Genomic DNA, 17617 nt, shown 5'->3' with positions numbered 1-17617 from the left:
TTACAAAGACTTGATCGTTGGATCATGTAGCTCTGATGGTGCTTCGAATATGGAGCGCCCGCCGGAGAGACTCGCTCTGGCAAAGACCATATTTGCGCTGCCCAAGATAATATCTATCGATTGACATAGTATATCGTCTGATAATAAGTCCCCTAGGTTAGCGCCGTTCAGGGTACTTATGACCGACATCCAATCCACTGGCCGCGGCCGCCCCGCCACACAGGCGCGGGGCGAAGATACGCGGCGGCGCATCCTGGAAACCGCGCTCGATCTGTTCGCTGCCCAGGGCTACGAGGGCGCCAGCACCCGGCAGATCGCCGAGGGCGCGGGCGTGAACCTGCCGGCGATCCAGTACTATTTCGGCAACAAGGAAGGCCTGTACCGGGCGATCATCGAGGACATCGTGGCCGACACCGAGCGGCACATGGCCGAGGTGGCGCCCCGGGTCCGCGCGGCGCTCGATAGCGCCCAGGCCACGCCGGCCGAGCTGACCGAACTCCTGTGCGAGATGCTCGAGGCCTTCGTGACGCTCGTGATGAGCGGCACCCAGGTCGAGAGCCGCCGGCTCATCTTCGCCCGCGCCGAGGTCGAGGAGACGCCAGGTCTCGACCGGCTGCACGACAATGGCATGCGGCAGATATTCAATCCCTGCCTCGCGCTGTTCGCGCGCATCCACGGCAAGTCCGAGACGGATCAGGAGATGCTCCTGCGCACCATGGCGCTGATCGGCCAGGTGGTCATCTTCTGCAACAACAACAAGCGACCCATCCTCACGGGCTCGGGCCTCGACGCCGACAGTGTGCGCCTGATGAAGCAGATCGTGCGCGAGCAGACGCTCGCCATCTGCCGTGCCGTGTCTCCCGCACAACAAATTCACGAGTAAGAGCATGCACAAGCGTTCGCCTTTCCTCGTCGCCTTCACGGCCATGCTGCTCGCGGGCTGCACCGCGGGCCCGGATTTCGTGAAGCCCGACAAGCCCACCGCGACGAGCTACACGCCCGAAGCGCTGGCGCCGCAGACCAGTTCGGCGGCCGGCCCGGGTGGTGCTGCCCAGACTTTTGTCCCTGAGAAGGACATTCCCGGCGAATGGTGGACGCTATTCCAGTCGCCGCAGCTCGACGCGCTGATCAAGGAATCGCTGCAGGCCAATCCCGACGTCGATGCCGCGCAGGCCGCACTCCGCCAGGCGCGCGAGAACTTCTTCGCCCAGCAGGGCAGCCTGTTCCCGACCTTGAGCGCCAATGCCTCCGGCACGCAGCAGCAGGTCTCGCTGGCATCGCAGGGCCAAAGCGGCCCGTCGATCACCTACGGCGTCACAGCCGCATCGCTCAACATCTCCTATTCGCCCGATATTTTCGGCGGTGTGCGGCGGCAGGTCGAATCCAAGGAAGCGGCGGCGGAGAACCAGCGCTTCCAGCTCGAGGCGACGTATCTCACGCTGACCTCCAACGTCGTCGTGGCCGCGATCAATCTCGCCTCGCTGCAGGCGCAGATCGACGCGACCAAGGGCATCATCGCCATTCTCAACAACTCGCTGGGCGTGGTGCGCCGCCAGTTCGACCTGGGCGGCGCCTCGCGCGCCGACGTGCTCGCGCAGGAAGCCGCCCTCACGCAGACGCAGGCCACCCTGCCGCCGCTGGAGAAGCAGCTCGCCATCCAGCGCAACGGGCTGATGCGGCTGGTCGGTCGCACGCCCGACCAGGATCGCGGCGAGAAGTTCGATCTCTCCAAGCTGAAGCTGCCGACCGACTTGCCGCTCAGCCTGCCCTCGCAACTCGTCGAGCAGCGCCCCGACGTGAAGGCGGCGGAGGCGCAGCTCCACGCCGCCAGCGCCGATATCGGCGTCGCCGTTTCCAACCAGATGCCGGCGTTCACCATCACCGGCCTGCTGGGCTTCTCGTCGGGCGGTCTCGGCTCGCTGCTCGTGCCGGGTGCTGGCGTGTGGAGCGTTGGCCTCGGCCTCGCACAGACCATTTTCGACGGCGGCCGGCTCGACAGCCAGCGCAAGGCCGCAGTCGCTGCCTATGAGCGGGCGGCCGCGCAATATCGCGGCGTCGTGCTGTCGGCGTTCCAGGACGTCGCCAACGCGCTGCGCGCCCTCCAGTCCGACGCCGACACCTTGCGCGCGCAGGTCGCCGCCGAACAGACCGCGGCCGCGAGCCTGCGACTGTCCGAGCAGCAGTACCAGCTGGGCGCCGTGAACTACCTGATCCTGCTCAACGCCCAGCAGACCTACCAGACCGCCGTCATCAACCGGCTGCGGGCCCAGGCCGCGCGCTACACCGACACCGCCGCGCTGTTCCAGGCGCTGGGCGGCGGCTGGTGGAACCGCACCGACGTCGATCCGAAATCGATGGGCACGCCCTCGCGTTTCACGCTGCCGCCCGTCCAGGACATCAAGCTTCCGCGCGCCGGTCACTGACCGGCCGCGTCCCATGACTTCAACTTAAGATCGGTTCAAGAGGCATACGATGATCAAGCGAATGCTCATCATGCTGGTTCTCGTCGGCGCAGTGCTCGGCGGGTTGTTCGGCTTCAAGACCTTCGTCAACGGCAAGATCAAGGAAGCGATGGCCGGCATGGCCAACATTCCGCAGACGGTCTCTGCCACCAAGGCAGAGAGCAGCGACTGGCAACCCAAGATCGACGCGGTCGGCAGCCTGCGCGCCGTGCGCGGCGCGGAGCTGTCGCTCGAAGTGCCCGGCGTGGTCGAGAGCATCACCTTCCAGTCGGGCGACGAGGTGAAGGCGGGGCAGGTGCTGCTCACCTTGCGCAACGAAGATGAAGCCGCACGCCTACAGTCGCTCGAGGCCACGGCGGCGCTCGCGCAGATCACCTACGACCGCGACGTGAAGCAGCTCAAGGCGCAGGCGATCAGCCAGGCGATCGTCGACAATGACGAGGCCAATCTGCGCAATGCCAAGGCACAGGTCGCCGTCCAGAAGGCGATCCTCGACAAGAAGACGCTGCGCGCGCCGTTCGACGGCAAGCTCGGCCTGCGTCAGGTCGATCTCGGCCAGTTCCTCTCGGCCGGTACCGAGATCGCGACCCTGCAGTCGCTCGATCCGATCTTCGTCGACTTCCTGCTGCCGCAGCAGGCGGTGGCGCAAATCTCGGTCGGCGAGAAGGTCCGCGCGAAGGTCGACGCCTTCCCCGGCCGCACCTTCGAGGGCAAGATCACCGCCATCAATCCGAAGATCGATACGGGCAGCCGCAACATCCAGGTGCGCGCGACCCTGGCGAACGCCGACCAGAAGCTGTTGCCCGGCATGTTCGCCACCGTCGAGCTCGACACCGGCAAGGCGCAGCGGCTGGTGACGCTGCCGCAGACGGCGGTGGCCTACAATCCCTACGGCTCGCTGGTCTACATCGTCGACGAGAAGGGCAAGACGGCCGACGGCAAGCCGCAGCTCAACGCGCGTCAGGTCTTCGTCACGACGGGCGCCACGCGTGGCGACCAGGTCGCGATCCTGAAGGGCGTCTCCGAAGGCGACATGATCGTGACCTCGGGCCAGATCAAGCTGCGCAACGGCGTGCCTGTCGTCGTCAACAACAGCGCAGTGCCGACCAACGACGCCGCGCCGAAGATCGTCGACAAGTAGTCAGCCCTTTCAGGACATCGTCCCATGAAGTTCACCGATATCTTCATCCGCCGCCCGGTGCTGGCGAGCGTGGTGAGCCTGCTGATCCTGGTCGTCGGTCTGCGTGCCATCAGCGGCCTGCCGGTGCTGCAGTATCCGCGCACGGAGAACGCGGTCGTCACGATCACGACGACCTATTACGGCGCCGATCCCGACGTCATCGCGGGCTTCATCACCACGCCGCTGGAGCAGGCGATCGCCCAGGCCAACGGCATCGACTACATGACGTCGACCAGCCAGAGCGGCGTCAGCACCATCACGGTCTACCTGCGCCTCAACTACGATTCGAGCAAGGCGCTGACCGAAATCAACACCAAGGTGAGTTCGGTGCTGAATCGGCTGCCCGCCGGCACGCAGCAACCCGTGCTGACGGTGAAGATCGGCCAGACGATCGACGCGATGTATATCGGCTTCAACAGCACCGAGCTCGCGCCCAACCAGATCACCGACTATCTCGTCCGTGTCGTGCAGCCCAAGCTGCAGGCGGTCGAGGGCGTGCAGACGGCCGAGCTGCTGGGCGCCAAGAACTTCGCGCTGCGTGCCTGGCTCGATCCGCAGAAGCTCGCGGCCTATGGCCTGACCGCGGCCGATGTCGGCAATGCGCTCACCGCGAATGACTACATCGCGGGTCTCGGCACGACCAAGGGCCAGATGGTCCAGGTGACGCTCAAGGCCTCGACGGCGCTGAGCTCGCTGGAGGAATTCCGCAACCTGGTGCTGAAGCAGGACAAGGGTGCGATCGTTCGCCTGAGCGACGTCGCCAACGTCACGCTGGGCTCGGATGATTATGAATCCGAGGTGAGCTTCGACGGCCAGAAGGCGGTTTATATCGGCATCCAGGTCGCACCGGCCGCCAACCTGCTCGACGTCATCGCCGGCGTCCGCAAGGTCTTCCCCGAGATCCAGGCGCAGCTCCCGCAGGGGCTGAACGGCCAGATCATCTACGACTCGACGGAGTTCGTGAACTCCTCGATCGACGAGGTGATCCGTACCCTCGTCGAAGCGCTGGTGATCGTGACCCTCGTGGTCTTCGCCTTCCTGGGCTCGGTGCGCTCGGTGATCATCCCGGTCATTGCGATCCCGCTGTCGCTGATCGGCACCTTCGCGATGATGGCGGCCTTCGGCTTCTCCATCAATCTGCTGACCCTGCTCGCACTGGTGCTGGCGATCGGCCTCGTGGTCGACGACGCGATCATCGTGGTCGAGAACGTGAACCGGCATCTGGAGGAGGGGCAGAAGCCTTTCCCCGCCGCCATCCAGGCGGCGCGCGAGCTGGGCGGACCGATCATCGCCATGACCGTGGTGCTGATCGCAGTCTATGTGCCGATCGGCTTCCAGCGCGGCTTGACCGGCGCGCTGTTCACCGAGTTCGCGTTCACCCTCGTGGGCGCGGTCACCATCTCGGCCATCGTGGCGCTGACGCTGTCGCCCATGATGTGCTCGCGCATGCTGAAGCCGCACGGCGAGAACGATCGTGGCCTCGAGGCGCGCCTGATACGCGGCATCGACCGCGTGTTCGACGCGCTGCGTCGCGGCTATTCGCGCTGGCTGACGGGCAGCTTGAAGTATCTGCCGGTGACGGCGACTTTCGCGGTCATCGTGCTGGGCAGCATCGTCTACCTCTATTCGGCGACCAGCAGCGAGCTGGCGCCGCAGGAGGACCAGGGCGTCATCATCGCGTTTGCGACCTCGGCGCCGAACTCGACCATCGACCAGCGCCAGATCTACTCGCGCGAGATCTACAAGATCGGCGCCGGCCATCCCGAGACCGATCATGTCTTCCAGCTCGACGTGCCCGGCCAGTCGATCGCGGGCTACGTGCTGAAGCCGTGGGACAAGCGCGCCATGACCTCCAACCAGCTGCAGCCGATCGTGCAGCAGCAGCTGGCGGGCATCGCGGGCGCGCAGGTCGTGGCCTTCCAGCCGCCGCCGCTGCCGGGTTCCACCGGCCTGCCGATCCAGTTCATCATCAACACGACCGGCGGCTTCGACGCACTGAACGAGGTCGCGCAGAAGTTCCTGCAGGAGGCGCTCGCCACCGGCCGGTTCATCTTCCTCAACACCGATCTCAAGATCGATTCGCCGCAGGCCACCGTGGTGATCGATCGCGACAAGGCAGCCCAGCTTGGCCTCAAGATGAGCGACATCGGCGGCGCGCTGGGCTCGATGCTGGGCGGCGGTTACGTCAACTACTTCGCGCTCGACGGCCGGTCGTACAAGGTGATCCCGCAGGTCCAGCAGACCTCGCGTCAGAACATCGACCAGATCCTCGACTATCACATCAAGACGGCCGACGGCGCCTCGGTGCCGCTGTCGACGGTCGCCAAGATCGTCACCAAGGCGATCCCGCAGTCGCTGAACCACTTCCAGCAGCTCAACAGCGCCACCATCCAGGGCGTCGCCTTCCCGGGCGTCTCCCAGGCCGAGGCGCTCGAGACGCTGAAGGACCTGGCGCAGCGCACGCTGCCCCAGGGCTATTCGGTCGACTACGGCGGTGCGTCGCGCCAGTACATTCAGGAAACCGGTGGCTTCATCGTCACCTTCGGCTTCGCGCTGATCATCATCTACCTGTCGCTCGCGGCGCTGTTCGAGAGCTTCCGCGATCCGCTGATCATCCTGTTCTCGGTGCCGATGTCGATCGCCGGCGCGCTCATCTTTCTGATGGCGCTCAGTACGATCAACATGCCGGGCGCGACCCTGAACATCTACACCCAGGTCGGTCTCGTCACGCTGATGGGCCTGATCAGCAAGCACGGCATCCTGATCGTCGAGGTGGCCAACGAGCTGCAGGAAGCCGGCAAGTCGCGCCGTGAGGCCATCCTCGAGGCCGCCGGCATCCGTCTCCGCCCGATCCTGATGACCACGGCGGCGATGGTGCTGGGCGTGGTGCCGCTGATCGTGGCCACCGGCGCGGGTGCCCTGTCGCGCTTCTCGATGGGCCTGGTGATCGCCAGCGGCCTGGCGGTCGGCACGCTGTTCACCCTGTTCGTGGTGCCGGCGGTCTACGTGATGCTGGCGGCGGACCATTCCAAGAAGCGCGGCGCCGCCGAGCCCTCCGAGGCCGTCCCGGCGGGCGACTGAAGGCCCGAGGAATGCGGCCGGGGCAGCACACAAGACTGCCCCGGCCGCCCCCCAATAGTGTATTGTCCGGGCCATGACGGCCCCCTCCAAACTCGTCCCGGAGAAGGACGAACGCGCCGAACGGCTTGCTGCCGCGTTGCGCGAAAACCTGAAACGGCGCAAGGCGCAGGCGCGCGCCAAGGGGGATGTCCCGAAGCCGGCAGAGGCTGGCAGGATTACCGAGAAGCCCGGCGGTTGAGCCGGCCCCCTCCCTCCTTTAGAAGCGCCCCCTGATGAGCATTCTTTCCGATCGCTGGATTCGCCGGATGGCGCAGGAGAAGGGCATGATCGAGCCCTTCGTCGATGCCCAGAAGCGCGAAGGGGTCATTTCATACGGCCTGTCGTCCTATGGCTACGACGCCCGCGTCGGCAACGACTTCAAGATCTTCACCAATGTGAATTCCTCGGTCGTCGACCCCAAGAACTTCGACGAGCAGAGCTTCGTCGACCGCAACACCGATGTCTGCATCATCCCACCCAATTCCTTCGCACTGGCGCGGACGGTCGAATATTTCCGCATCCCGCGTGACGTGCTGGTGATCTGCGTCGGCAAGTCGACCTATGCGCGCTGCGGCATCATCGTGAACGTGACGCCGCTGGAGCCGGAGTGGGAGGGTCACGTGACCCTGGAATTCTCCAACACCACGCCGCTGCCCGCGAAGATCTACGCCAACGAGGGCGCGTGCCAGTTCCTCTTCCTCCAGGGCAACGAGCCCTGTGAGGTCTCTTACCGCGACAAGGCCGGCAAGTATCAGGGCCAGCGCGGCGTCACCCTGCCGAAAATCTGAGCGGAGGCGACCATGGACAAGATTCGCATCAGGGGCGGCCACCAGCTCAAGGGCCAGATCCGTATTTCCGGCGCCAAGAACGCGGCCCTGCCGCTGATGGTGGCGTCGCTGCTGACCGACAAGCCGCTGACCCTGCACAACGTGCCGCGGCTCGCCGACATCTCGACCATGATCCAGTTGCTGCAGCAGCATGGCGTCGAGGTCTCGGCCGCGGCCGGCGAGAACGGCCATAGCCACGGCACGACCCTGGTGCTGAAGGCCTCGAACATCACCTCGACGACGGCGCCCTACGACATCGTGCGCAAGATGCGGGCCTCGATGCTGGTGCTGGGCGTGCTGCTGGCGCGCGAGGGCCAGGCGAAGGTCTCGCTGCCGGGCGGCTGCGCCATCGGTGCGCGTCCCGTGGATCTGCACATCGCCGGGCTGAAGGCGATGGGCGCGGAGATCGACATCGACGGCGGCTACATGGTCGCGCGCGCGCCAAAGGGCCTGCGCGGCGGCCGTTACACCTTCCCCAAGGTTTCGGTCGGCGCGACCGAGGACCTTATGATCGCGGCCGCGCTGGCCAAGGGCACGACCGTGCTCGACAACGCCGCACGCGAGCCCGAGATCACCAACCTCGCCGAGTGCCTGTCGGCGATGGGCGTGCCGATCGGCGGCATCGGCACCGAGACGCTCACCATCGAGGGCGTGACGTCGTTCAATGCGATCGAGCATGCGGTCATCCCCGATCGCATCGAGACCGGCACCTACGCCATGGCCGTCGCGATGACGGCGGGCGACGTCGAGCTGATCGGCGGCCGCGTCGACCTGATTGACACCGTGGCCGCCAGCCTGCGCTCGGCCGGCGTCACGTTGGAGGACACCGAGAAGGGCATGCGCGTGCACCGGACCAACGGCGCGCTGCACGGCGTCGACGTGATGACCGAGCCGTTCCCGGGTTTCCCGACGGACCTGCAGGCGCAGATGATGGCGCTGATGACGCGCGCCCAGGGCGCCTCGATGATCACCGAGACGATCTTCGAGAGCCGCTTCATGCATGTGCCGGAACTGGCGCGCATGGGCGCCAACGTCACCATCCATCACCAGTCGGCGCTGGTGCGCGGCGTGCCGAAGCTGCGCGGCGCCGAGGTCATGGCGACCGATCTGCGCGCCTCGGTGTCGCTCGCCATCGCCGGCCTGTCGGCCGAAGGGGACACGATGCTGCATCGTGTCTATCACCTCGATCGCGGCTTCGAGCGTCTCGAGGAAAAGCTCAGCGGCTGTGGCGCCGATATCGAGCGGCTGAAGGGCTGAGTCGATGACGGCCAAGTTGAAACTTAGCGCGCTCGACGCCGACGACCTGGCCATCATTTCGGCCGCCGTCCAGGACGCCCTGGTGGCGGTCCGCGACTGCGCCTACCTCAAGGACGAGAAGCGCTTCGTGCTGCTGCTGAACCGGTTCCGCTGGGAAGCCGATCCGGACGCCGACTCCAACGGCGATGGCCATTCCCGCACCCATTCCGCCCTTGTTTTCAATGATGTGACGGCCGTGCGGCACCATGACATCCCCACCGGCGAACCCGACCGGATGCTGGAAGTGCTGGCCGTAGTGCTGGAAAACGACCGTTCAGTGCTCGTGCGCTTCTCGGCCGGCCGGGCCATACGGCTGGAAATCGGCCGTCTCGCATGCCATTTGGGGGATGTCGGGGAGCCTTGGCCCACCCCGTGGAAGCCCGCTCACCCGGTCGAATAGCCCTTCCGGCTCCGACGAGGGGCGGGCGTTCGTTACTGGAGAACCTGTCGTGTCGAGCGAGGCTAACGAGAAGCTGATCCTGGCGCTGCCCAAGGGCCGCATCCTCAAAGAGGCTGCCCCCGTGTTTGCGCGCGCCGGCATCGAACCGGAAGCGGCGTTCGCCGATCCGGACGCCCGCCAGCTCCGCTTCACGACCAACCATCCCGACCTCGACATCATCCGCGTCCGCTCGTTCGACGTCGCGACCTTCGTGGCGTTTGGCGCGGCGCATCTCGGCATCGCCGGCGCCGACGTGCTGATGGAGTTCGACTATCCCGAGATCTATGCGCCGATCGACCTCGGCATCGGCAAGTGCCGGCTGGCCGTCGCCGAGCCGGTCGAGATGGCGGGCAACGACGATCCGCGGCGCTGGAGCCACGTCCGCATCGCCACCAAGTATCCCGAGGTGACGCGCAAGCACTTCGCGGCGCGCGGCGTCCAGGCGGAATGCGTGAAGCTCTCGGGCGCGATGGAGCTGGCGCCCTCGCTCGGCCTCAGCCACCGCATTGTCGACCTCGTCGATTCCGGTCGTACCTTGAAAGAGAATGGCCTGGTCGAGATCGAACACATCGCCGATGTCACCTCGCGCTTCATCGTGAACCGCGCCGCGCTCAAGACGCGACCCGAGCGGGTCGGCCACTGGATCGACCGTTTCCGCGACGTCGCACTCGGGGTCGCCAGTGCCGCTTAGGCTCGACGCCTCGGCGCCGGGTTTCGAAAAGGAATTTTCGGCCTTCCTCGGGCGCAATCGGGATACCGACGAGAATGTCGACCGCATCGTCGCTGGCATCGTGGCCGACGTGCGTGCACGCGGTGACGCTGCCGTCGTCGACTACACCGCGAAGTTCGACTGGGCCGGTATCACCATCGCCAACATGCGCATCTCCGATGCCGAGCGCAGTGCCGTGGCCGCACAGGCCACGGCGGCGCAGCGCGAGGCGCTGACCTTTGCGGCCAGGCGCATCGAGGCGTTCCACCGCGCGCTGATGCCGAAGGATGTCGACTTCACCGACGCCACCGGCACGCGCCTCGGCGCGCGCTACCGGCCCGTGGATGCGGCCGGCGTTTATGTTCCGGGCGGCACGGCGGCCTATCCATCGTCGGTCTTGATGAACATCGTGCCGGCCAAAGTGGCAGGCGTGGGCCGCGTCGTCATGGTGGTGCCGACGCCGGGTGGCACGCTCAATCCGCTGGTCATGCTGGCAGCCGAGATCGCGGGCGCCGACGAGGTCTGGCGCATCGGCGGCGCGCAGGCGGTGGCCGCACTCGCCTATGGCACGCAATCGATCAAGCCGGTCGACAAGATCACCGGGCCGGGCAATGCCTATGTCGCGGCCGCCAAGCGCCGTGTCTTCGGCCAGGTCGGCATCGACCTCATTGCTGGTCCGTCCGAGATTCTCGTCGTCGCCGACCGGCACAACGATCCGCAATGGATCGCCGCCGACCTGCTGTCGCAGGCCGAGCACGATCCATCGTCGCAGTCGGTACTGATCGCCGACGATGCAGTCTTTGCCGACGCCGTCGTGCGTGCAGTCGAGGTCGAACTCAAGACGCTGGCGCGCGCCGAGATCGCTGGCGCAAGCTGGCGTGACAATGGCGCGGTCATTCTGGTGCCGGACTTCGCCGCGGCACCGCCGATCGTCGATGCCATCGCCGCTGAGCATGTCGAACTCGCGATGGAAATCGCCGCGGCCGAGACACTGTCGCGGAAGATCCGCCATGCCGGTGCGATTTTCCTCGGCCGCCACACACCCGAAGCGATCGGCGATTATGTCGCCGGCACCAACCATGTGCTGCCCACCTCGCGCGCCGCGCGCTTCTCCGGTGGTTTGGGCGTGTCAGACTTCCTGAAGCGCACGTCGCTGGTGTCCTGCACGCCGCAATCGCTGGCCGCCCTCGGTCCGTCGGCGGTGGCGCTGGCCGATGCCGAAGGGCTGGGCGCGCATGGCCGCTCGGTCTCCCTGCGGCTGCAGAGCCGCTAGCCGCCATGTCGTCCGAACAAGCCGACCGGACACGACGCATCGTCGATATCGTGCTCGACGAGGAATCGGTCGCGCGTCGTGCGCCGGAGGTCGAGCATGAGCGCGCTGTCGCGCTGTTCGACCTGATCGAGGAAAACGATTTTCTGCTGGTCGGCAGTGCGCCCGGCCCATACCGGCTGCGCATCGGCATCTTCGAGCAGCGCCTGGTGTTCGATGTGCGCAACGAGGCCGACGAGAAGCTGCGCGACATCGTCCTGTCGCTGACGCCGTTCCGCAAGGTCGTGAAGGATTACTTCCTGATCTGCGAGAGCTACTACGCCGCCATCAAGAAACTGGGTCCGGCGCAGATCGAGGCGCTCGACATGGGCCGCCGTGGCCTGCACGACGAGGGCTCGGAACTGTTGCGCGAGCGGCTCGACGGCAAGATCGAGGTCGATCACGACACGGCCCGCCGGCTGTTCACGCTGATCTGCGCCCTTCACATCAAGTCGTGAGCGTGGAACGGCGATGACCGGACTGCCGTCCAGCCTGCTCTTCGCCTGCAGCGAGAATTCAGTCCGGTCGCCGATGGCCGAAGCCCTGGCCAAGCGGCTCTATGGAAGGTCGTTGTACGTCGATTCGGTGGGGGTGAGGGCCAGCGACGTCGATGGCTTTGCGGTGTCTGTCCTCGACGAACTCGACATCGACGTTCACCGACATCACGCCAAGACGTTCGACGATGTCGATCCCGCCTCGTTCGAACTCATCGTCACTCTGTCACCGGAAGCCCATCACAGCGCGCTCGAATTCACGCGCGGTACGGCGACCGAGGTCGAGTATTGGCCGATGCCCGACCCCAGTGCCGTGGAAGGATCGCGGGAGACGAGGCTCGATGCCTACCGTCGCACCCGCGATCAGGTCCTGGCCCGACTGAAAGCGCGCTTCGGCGTCCCGATCGCACCCACAGTCTGACCGCACTCAGCGTTGACCGTTGGGCCTAGCGCTGGGTGACGTGGCCCGCTGAATCGAGCGTGATCATGTAGAAGGTGTCGCCCTTCTGGGCCTGGCCCTGCCAGCTGCCGTCGCTGTTGCGCATCAGCATGGTGACGCCGTTGTAGCCTGCATCGTGAATCTGCTGACGGGCGATCGCGCCTTCGGCGGTCGGCGACCAGTTGGGCGCCACCGTCGGCATGCGCGAGCCGGCTTCGGCGGCAGGCTCGGCGCCGCTCGGCATGCCTTGCGCCTGGGCTGCAGTCGCCGCAACGGTCAGCGTGCCGAGCAGGGTAACTGCGAGAAAAGTGCGGTTCATAATCTTACTCCTCAAGGTGCGAAGCGCTGCCACACTGGAGCGCCTTCGACCGGAGGCATATCCGTCCCGAATTGTGAGTGGATTGTGGCCCATTCGTGTTTGCACGCGCAGGTGAGGCACCTGTCTCGCGCAAGCGATTGTAAGGACGGTGTCAGCGAGCAGAAGCGAACCCGCAATCACGGGCCGAGCGATGCTGGTCGCCAATCGGGCCAGCATCTCGAATCAGGATTGCCTGGCTTGGCAGGAGTTCCTGTGTGATCGATCGATAAGCAAGCTTGGCCTAATGGGCCGTGACATGGCCGGCCGGATCGACCGTGATCATGTAGGAGGTGTCACCCTTGAAGGCCTGACCTTCCCAGCTTCCGTCGCCGTGACGCTGCAGCATGGTGGTGCCACTGTAGCCTGCGTCGTGGATGCGCTGGCGGACGATTGCGCCCTCCGCCGTCGGCGTCCAGTTCGGCCCGATTCCAGTCGGCAGCCGGACGCCGGTGGCGCCGGTCGGCTCGGGGCCGCTGATCATCCCTTGCGCCTGGACTGCCGTGGCCGCCAGGGTCAGGGCACCGATCAGCGAGATTGCAAGCAATGTGCGGTTCATGATGGCTCTCCTTTGGCGCGAAGCACTGCCAAAACGGAGCACTTTCGTGCCGCCACCATTTCCGAACCGAATTGTGCGCGGATTGTGACTTACCCTCGCTTGCGCGTGCAGGTTAGGCGCCTGCATCGCGCAAGAAAGTGTAAGGACGGAGTCACCGAGTAGGCGAAGCTCCGGCGTACCACGCCGCACGGTGCGAGCTGTGACGCGGCACCGGCAGATTGACGATGTCCATGAACACCGACGCGCCGCCATCGGCGCCCGCGAGATCGCCCTCGAGCACCTCGACGTCGAAGGTGAGCTTGTCGCCTTCGAGCTTCGGCGTCTTCAACGTGACGACGGCATCGACGACGCTGGCCTTCGCCTTGTTCAGCACCGAGACGGTGGCGTTGGGCGGATCCTTGGCGAAGGAGTTGGGCGCGTTCAGCGTCCACTCCTCGAGCACGTGCGGCAGCATCGCGTGACCGGCCGAGCGCACGGGGCGATCGGCGAACACGATGACGTTGGGCGCCACGCCTTCGAGGATGAGCTTCTTGTCCTGCAGCTTGGCGCTGCGGGCGTTCAGCACGAACATCGAGGGGATGAGGCGCGGATGCTGCGCGGCGCCGACGACCTTGGGCAGGCCCTGCACCGAGGAAGCGGCCGGTGCGGCCGGAGCGGTCTGGGCGGCGGCGCCGAAGGCGAGGCCGAGAGTCGTGGCTGCGGTGGCCAGAGCGACGGAGAGGCGGAAGCTGGTCATGTTCTTCACCGTACGCTCAGTAGCAGGGCAGGAGAGGAGGCTGGCCGCAGCTCGGCGCGTTGTAGCGCTGCTGGTAGCGCGGATCGATATCCGGCGGCGGCGGCGCACCGGCGCCGCTGTTGTAGCCGCCGCCACCACCGCCACCACCGCTGCCGCCGTAGGGATTGACGGGCTGCGTGGGCGAGGGGTTGGGCCAGCCGCTGAAGGTGCTGGTGCCGTCCGGATCGCCGATCGCCGGCGTCTCGCCGCCGGTGGTCTGGCTCTGGCCGTAATACTGGGCGCCGTGCGAGCCGATGCCGAACCAGATCGTGTCGATGAACACCGAGGCCGGGCCGTCGGCGGCGCCGAGGCTGCCCTCGAGCACGTCGACGTCGAAGGTGAGCTTCTCGCCTTCGAGCTTGGCGGTCTTCAGGGTGACCACGAGGTCCGACACGTTCGAGCCATTCTTGTGGAAGACCGAGACCGTCGCGTTGGGCGGGTCCTTGGCGAAGCTGCCGGTGCGCCAGATCTCGGCCATGTCCGGCGTCACGATGTGGCCGACCGAGCGCTTCGGGCGGCTGGTGAACAGGGTGGCGGTCGGCAGCACGCCGTCGAGCACCAGCTTCTGGCCGTCGAGCTTCGCACCGCGAGAATTGATGACGATCAGCGCGCTCGAATACTGCCGCGTGGCGGGCTTGCCGATCGTCTTCTGACCGGGATGGGTGATGGCATTGGGGGGCGGTGTCGTAGAGGCCGGCGCCTGGGCGAAGGCGAGTGCCGGCGCCAGAAGCAGGGCGGCTACAAGGCCGGACATGCACGTTGCGTTCATCTTTTGCTGGTCCTTCTTTCCCGGGCGGCCGCAGCCGCGCCTTGTATAAGGGAGGCTGGCCCCGGTGAGAAGGCCGGCCGTTCGCGGTCCGCGCACGCATTCACTCGTGCTGCTGTCCCCCGGCCGCACCATTGACTTACCCCCGCCTGCGGCCCATTTTCCGGCCGCTTTCCCAGAAATTCACCCCAGCCGGAGGCCGGATGGCCAAAGAAGACTTGATCGAATTCACCGGTGTGGTGTCCGAGTTGCTGCCCAACGCGATGTTCCGGGTGAAACTCGACAACGACCACACGATTCTCGCCCACACGTCGGGCAAGATGCGCAAGAACCGCATCCGTGTATTGGCAGGCGACCGTGTCACCGTCGAGATGACACCGTACGACCTGACCAAGGGCCGAATCACCTTCCGCTTCAAGTAGGCGTTGAGCGCCTCGCCGATCCCCGCGCTCGTCCTCGCCTCCGCGTCACCGCGACGGCTCGACCTGTTGCGGCAGGTCGGATTCGAGCCCGCGACGATCGACCCCGCAGACATCGACGAGACGCCGCACGCGCGCGAGCTGCCGCGCGCCTATGCGTTGCGCATGGCCGAGGCCAAGCTCGACGTCGTGCGCGGCCGTCATCCCGGCGCCCTCGTGCTGGCGGCCGATAGCGTCGTGGTGTGCGGACGCCGCATCCTGCCCAAGGCCGAGGCGGAAGCCGAGGCGCGGGACTGTCTCGCCAGGATGTCCGGCCGTCGCCACAGGGTGCTGGGCGCCGTCGCCGTCGCCGGTCCCGACAATAGGGTGCGCACGCGGCTCGTCGAGACCATCGTGCGGTTCAAGCGACTCGAGACCGCCGAGATCGATGGCTACGTCGCCAGCGGCGAATGGCAGGGCAAGGCCGGCGGCTACGCCATCCAGGGCCGCGCCGCCGCCTTCGTCGAATTCATCTCCGGCTCCTACAGCAATGTCGTCGGACTGCCCCTGTTCGAAACCGTGGCGCTCCTGAAATCGGCGACGCGATGAGCCGTATCGACCGGCTGATCTGCCACGTGCTGCCCAAGGCGTTCCTGATGGCCCTGGTGGCCGACGGCCGCCTCGCCGAGCTGCAGGTCGTGCGGCGCGACAAGCCCTCGCGCGTCGACGGTATCTTCCTCGGACGGCTCGAACGGGTGATGCCCGATCTCGATGCCGCCTTCGTCGATATCGGCATCGGCCGCTCGGGCTTCCTGCGCGCTGAGGATCGTTCCGGCACCGACGATTGGCCGCCGCCCGGCGCGCCGGTGCTGGTGCAGGTCCGCAACGACGGCGAGGGTGACAAGGGCCCGCGGCTCTCGATGAACGTCGCCGTCAGCGGCCGCTATCTCGTCTATCATCCCAACGGATCGGGCGTGACCTTCTCGCGCCGCATCGAGGGCGAGTCCGAGCGCGACCGGCTCAAGGCGCATGTCGAGGGCCTGCTCGAAGGCGGCATCGTGCTGCGCACGGCCGCCTCCGGCGTGACGGCCGACGTGCTGCGCGCCGATGCGACCCATGTGCTGGAGCGGTGGGAGAAGATCAGGCGCCTGGCGCTCGACATCCAGCCGCCGGCCGACCTGTCGTCACGCGTGCCCGGCGAACGCGATCCGATCGCGCGGGCCTTGCGCGACCATGGTGCCACACTCGACGAGGTCATCCTCGACGACCGCGCCATGGCGCGCGCGCTGCAGGACGAGATGGATCGCCTGGGCGAGCGCATCCGCGTGCGCTGGCACAACGGCGCGATGCCGGCCTTCGACATCGACGACGTCGCCGGCCAGATCGACACCGGACTCGCGGCCCGCATTGCGCTGGCAAGCGGCGTCGAGGTGCTGTTCGAGCCGGGCGAGACCTTGTGCGCCATCGACGTCGACAGCGCGGGCGCCGGCGGCCGGCAGGGGCGTGCGCCGCGCCGTCCCGTCGAGGTCAATCTCGAGGCGGCGCCGGCGATCGCCCAGCAGCTCAGGCTGCGCAACATCGCGGGCGCGGTGGTGATCGATTTCGTAACGATGCGCAGCGCCTACGACCGCGACAAGGTCCAGGCGGCGCTGGCGGAGGCGCTGGCGGGCGACCCGGTGCCGACCCAGATCTACGGCTTCACCCGGCTCGGCCACTTCGAATTGACCCGCGCGCGGCGCGGTCCGACCCTGGCGGCCCAGCTGGAGGCGCTGGAGAAGAGCGATGACTGACCGGACCCCGCCGCTGCGTGCGGTGCGTATCGAACCGAAGTGTCCGACCTGCGGAAAGCCCGCCGATCCCAAGTACAAGCCGTTCTGCCGCAAGCGCTGTGCCGATATCGACCTCGGCCGCTGGCTGAAGGAGGGCTACCGCATCGAGACCGACGAGGTCCCGGGCGAGGACGATCCCGAGAACAGGGGTGGCGGAGCGTCTGGACAGCGGGTCTAGCCCGTCCTATAAGCCCGGCCTCCAACGGACGGCATGCCCAGGTAGCTCAGTTGGTAGAGCATGCGACTGAAAATCGCAGTGTCGGTGGTTCGACTCCGCCCCTGGGCACCATTCGCCTTAATGCATGCCGGCTTGAACTTTATCGAAGTCGCCGGACCCGCGAAAAATCTCGAAGTCCTGGTGTTTAGACACCTTCGGTCGCGGTTTTAGACATCGATCCCGTTCCGTTCACGTTCCTTCGCCGTCCAACCTTCGACCAGGGCCATCTGGCGGTGACCCTTTGAGCTGCTCCTCGTAATCCTTCACGGCCTTCGCCGTGTCAGCGCAGATTTGCTGCGCCGCCTGAAGGGTGACTGGATCTTCCAAGAGTAGCCTCAGTCGGAAATATCTTCGCTCGGCTTCGCGCGCGAGAGCGCGGAGGCGAAGTAATTCGGATGTATCGCTCATGCCCACCTGCCGCCAGCAATGCCGCGCCGCCGTTC

General features: G+C 66.4%; 20 protein-coding genes and 1 tRNA gene. 17 read left to right on the top strand and 4 right to left on the bottom strand.

Going from position 1 to position 17617, the window contains the following annotated elements; genetic code table 11:
• Window positions 1-178: 178 nt before the first annotated feature.
• The 12 genes from AC1RP5_RS18845 to AC1RP5_RS18790 all read left to right on the top strand — a co-directional run bounded on the left by AC1RP5_RS18845 (window position 179) and on the right by AC1RP5_RS18790 (window position 12257).
• Window positions 179-883, top strand: coding sequence for a CerR family C-terminal domain-containing protein (locus AC1RP5_RS18845; protein WP_493113051.1), 705 nt, complete (start codon window positions 179-181; stop codon window positions 881-883).
• A gap of 4 nt (window positions 884-887) precedes the next feature.
• Window positions 888-2423 (top strand): efflux transporter outer membrane subunit, encoded by a 1536-nt coding sequence (locus AC1RP5_RS18840; protein WP_493113049.1) that lies wholly within the window; start codon window positions 888-890, stop codon window positions 2421-2423.
• Between the two features lie 49 nt (window positions 2424-2472).
• On the top strand, window positions 2473-3603 hold the full coding sequence (locus tag AC1RP5_RS18835; RefSeq protein ID WP_493113047.1) for an efflux RND transporter periplasmic adaptor subunit: 1131 nt from the start codon (window positions 2473-2475) through the stop codon (window positions 3601-3603).
• A gap of 24 nt (window positions 3604-3627) precedes the next feature.
• Window positions 3628-6723, top strand: coding sequence for an efflux RND transporter permease subunit (locus AC1RP5_RS18830; protein ID WP_493113045.1), 3096 nt, complete (start codon window positions 3628-3630; stop codon window positions 6721-6723).
• Between the two features lie 73 nt (window positions 6724-6796).
• Complete coding sequence (locus AC1RP5_RS18825) at window positions 6797-6961, top strand: hypothetical protein (RefSeq protein WP_493113043.1); 165 nt, start codon at window positions 6797-6799, stop codon at window positions 6959-6961.
• A gap of 34 nt (window positions 6962-6995) precedes the next feature.
• The gene (gene dcd / locus AC1RP5_RS18820; RefSeq protein WP_493113041.1) at window positions 6996-7550 is read left to right on the top strand and encodes a dCTP deaminase; all 555 of its coding nucleotides are present in this window, start codon (window positions 6996-6998) and stop codon (window positions 7548-7550) included.
• Window positions 7551-7562: 12 nt separating this feature from the next.
• The gene (gene murA, locus AC1RP5_RS18815; protein ID WP_493113039.1) at window positions 7563-8846 is read left to right on the top strand and encodes a UDP-N-acetylglucosamine 1-carboxyvinyltransferase; all 1284 of its coding nucleotides are present in this window, start codon (window positions 7563-7565) and stop codon (window positions 8844-8846) included.
• Between the two features lie 4 nt (window positions 8847-8850).
• The gene (locus AC1RP5_RS18810; RefSeq protein ID WP_493113037.1) at window positions 8851-9285 is read left to right on the top strand and encodes a DUF2948 family protein; all 435 of its coding nucleotides are present in this window, start codon (window positions 8851-8853) and stop codon (window positions 9283-9285) included.
• Between the two features lie 49 nt (window positions 9286-9334).
• The gene (hisG, locus tag AC1RP5_RS18805; protein WP_493113035.1) at window positions 9335-10015 is read left to right on the top strand and encodes an ATP phosphoribosyltransferase; all 681 of its coding nucleotides are present in this window, start codon (window positions 9335-9337) and stop codon (window positions 10013-10015) included.
• Window positions 10005-11306, top strand: coding sequence for a histidinol dehydrogenase (hisD, locus tag AC1RP5_RS18800; RefSeq protein WP_493113033.1), 1302 nt, complete (start codon window positions 10005-10007; stop codon window positions 11304-11306). Before hisG ends, hisD begins: the two co-directional genes overlap by 11 nt.
• 5 nt (window positions 11307-11311) lie before the next feature.
• Complete coding sequence (locus AC1RP5_RS18795; protein ID WP_493113031.1) at window positions 11312-11800, top strand: UPF0262 family protein; 489 nt, start codon at window positions 11312-11314, stop codon at window positions 11798-11800.
• A gap of 13 nt (window positions 11801-11813) precedes the next feature.
• Complete coding sequence (locus AC1RP5_RS18790; protein WP_493113029.1) at window positions 11814-12257, top strand: arsenate-mycothiol transferase ArsC; 444 nt, start codon at window positions 11814-11816, stop codon at window positions 12255-12257.
• Between the two features lie 25 nt (window positions 12258-12282).
• Here AC1RP5_RS18790 and AC1RP5_RS18785 read toward each other — a convergent pair whose 3' ends face one another.
• From AC1RP5_RS18785 to AC1RP5_RS18770, 4 genes are all read right to left on the bottom strand, one after another.
• Window positions 12283-12594: a hypothetical protein gene (locus AC1RP5_RS18785; RefSeq protein WP_493113027.1), complete on the bottom strand. Its 312-nt coding sequence runs from the start codon at window positions 12592-12594 to the stop codon at window positions 12283-12285.
• 280 nt (window positions 12595-12874) lie between these two features.
• Window positions 12875-13189: a hypothetical protein gene (locus tag AC1RP5_RS18780; protein ID WP_493113025.1), complete on the bottom strand. Its 315-nt coding sequence runs from the start codon at window positions 13187-13189 to the stop codon at window positions 12875-12877.
• 151 nt (window positions 13190-13340) lie between these two features.
• Window positions 13341-13925, bottom strand: coding sequence for a hypothetical protein (locus tag AC1RP5_RS18775; RefSeq protein WP_493113023.1), 585 nt, complete (start codon window positions 13923-13925; stop codon window positions 13341-13343).
• A 16-nt stretch (window positions 13926-13941) separates the two neighbouring features.
• Window positions 13942-14718, bottom strand: a complete 777-nt coding sequence (locus AC1RP5_RS18770; protein ID WP_493113021.1) for a hypothetical protein — start codon at window positions 14716-14718, stop codon at window positions 13942-13944.
• Window positions 14719-14933: 215 nt separating this feature from the next.
• Here AC1RP5_RS18770 and infA point away from each other — a divergent pair, with 215 nt between their 5' ends.
• The 5 genes from infA (at window position 14934) to AC1RP5_RS18745 (ending at window position 17246) form a co-directional block, all read left to right on the top strand.
• Window positions 14934-15152 carry a translation initiation factor IF-1 gene (gene infA / locus AC1RP5_RS18765; RefSeq protein WP_199600557.1) on the top strand — a complete coding sequence of 73 codons (219 nt, stop codon included), beginning with the start codon at window positions 14934-14936 and terminating at the stop codon, window positions 15150-15152.
• A 3-nt stretch (window positions 15153-15155) separates the two neighbouring features.
• The gene (locus tag AC1RP5_RS18760) at window positions 15156-15737 is read left to right on the top strand and encodes a Maf family protein (protein ID WP_493113019.1); all 582 of its coding nucleotides are present in this window, start codon (window positions 15156-15158) and stop codon (window positions 15735-15737) included.
• Entirely contained in the window at window positions 15734-16918 is a 1185-nt protein-coding gene (locus AC1RP5_RS18755) for a ribonuclease E/G (RefSeq protein ID WP_493113017.1), read from the top strand. The genes AC1RP5_RS18760 and AC1RP5_RS18755 overlap by 4 nt, the downstream gene beginning before the upstream one ends.
• Window positions 16911-17135, top strand: coding sequence for a DNA gyrase inhibitor YacG (locus AC1RP5_RS18750; RefSeq protein WP_493113015.1), 225 nt, complete (start codon window positions 16911-16913; stop codon window positions 17133-17135). The genes AC1RP5_RS18755 and AC1RP5_RS18750 overlap by 8 nt, the downstream gene beginning before the upstream one ends.
• Before the next feature lie 35 nt (window positions 17136-17170).
• A tRNA-Phe gene (locus tag AC1RP5_RS18745) sits at window positions 17171-17246 on the top strand.
• Window positions 17247-17617: the final 371 nt, after the last annotated feature.

The organism is Reyranella sp. GW821-FHT12G01 (genome assembly GCF_058806575.1).
The sequence above is the reverse complement of the archived record's forward strand: the minus strand, read 5'-3'. Positions and strand labels throughout refer to the sequence as shown.

Bases quoted from the DNA above. Each gene is read 5' to 3' on its own strand.
- AC1RP5_RS18770 (WP_493113021.1), bottom strand. From the start codon at position 14,718: ATGTCCGGCCTTGTAGCCGCCCTGCTTCTGGCGCCGGCACTCGCCTTC.
- AC1RP5_RS18775 (WP_493113023.1), bottom strand. From the start codon at position 13,925: ATGACCAGCTTCCGCCTCTCCGTCGCTCTGGCCACCGCAGCCACGACT.
- AC1RP5_RS18840 (WP_493113049.1), top strand. From the start codon at position 888: ATGCACAAGCGTTCGCCTTTCCTCGTCGCCTTCACGGCCATGCTGCTC.
- AC1RP5_RS18830 (WP_493113045.1), top strand. From the start codon at position 3,628: ATGAAGTTCACCGATATCTTCATCCGCCGCCCGGTGCTGGCGAGCGTG.
- AC1RP5_RS18785 (WP_493113027.1), bottom strand. From the start codon at position 12,594: ATGAACCGCACTTTTCTCGCAGTTACCCTGCTCGGCACGCTGACCGTT.
- AC1RP5_RS18795 (WP_493113031.1), top strand. From the start codon at position 11,312: ATGTCGTCCGAACAAGCCGACCGGACACGACGCATCGTCGATATCGTG.
- infA (WP_199600557.1), top strand. From the start codon at position 14,934: ATGGCCAAAGAAGACTTGATCGAATTCACCGGTGTGGTGTCCGAGTTG.
- AC1RP5_RS18755 (WP_493113017.1), top strand. From the start codon at position 15,734: ATGAGCCGTATCGACCGGCTGATCTGCCACGTGCTGCCCAAGGCGTTC.
- AC1RP5_RS18790 (WP_493113029.1), top strand. From the start codon at position 11,814: ATGACCGGACTGCCGTCCAGCCTGCTCTTCGCCTGCAGCGAGAATTCA.
- AC1RP5_RS18780 (WP_493113025.1), bottom strand. From the start codon at position 13,189: ATGAACCGCACATTGCTTGCAATCTCGCTGATCGGTGCCCTGACCCTG.
- AC1RP5_RS18750 (WP_493113015.1), top strand. From the start codon at position 16,911: ATGACTGACCGGACCCCGCCGCTGCGTGCGGTGCGTATCGAACCGAAG.
- AC1RP5_RS18835 (WP_493113047.1), top strand. From the start codon at position 2,473: ATGATCAAGCGAATGCTCATCATGCTGGTTCTCGTCGGCGCAGTGCTC.
- dcd (WP_493113041.1), top strand. From the start codon at position 6,996: ATGAGCATTCTTTCCGATCGCTGGATTCGCCGGATGGCGCAGGAGAAG.
- AC1RP5_RS18810 (WP_493113037.1), top strand. From the start codon at position 8,851: ATGACGGCCAAGTTGAAACTTAGCGCGCTCGACGCCGACGACCTGGCC.
- murA (WP_493113039.1), top strand. From the start codon at position 7,563: ATGGACAAGATTCGCATCAGGGGCGGCCACCAGCTCAAGGGCCAGATC.
- AC1RP5_RS18825 (WP_493113043.1), top strand. From the start codon at position 6,797: ATGACGGCCCCCTCCAAACTCGTCCCGGAGAAGGACGAACGCGCCGAA.
- AC1RP5_RS18845 (WP_493113051.1), top strand. From the start codon at position 179: ATGACCGACATCCAATCCACTGGCCGCGGCCGCCCCGCCACACAGGCG.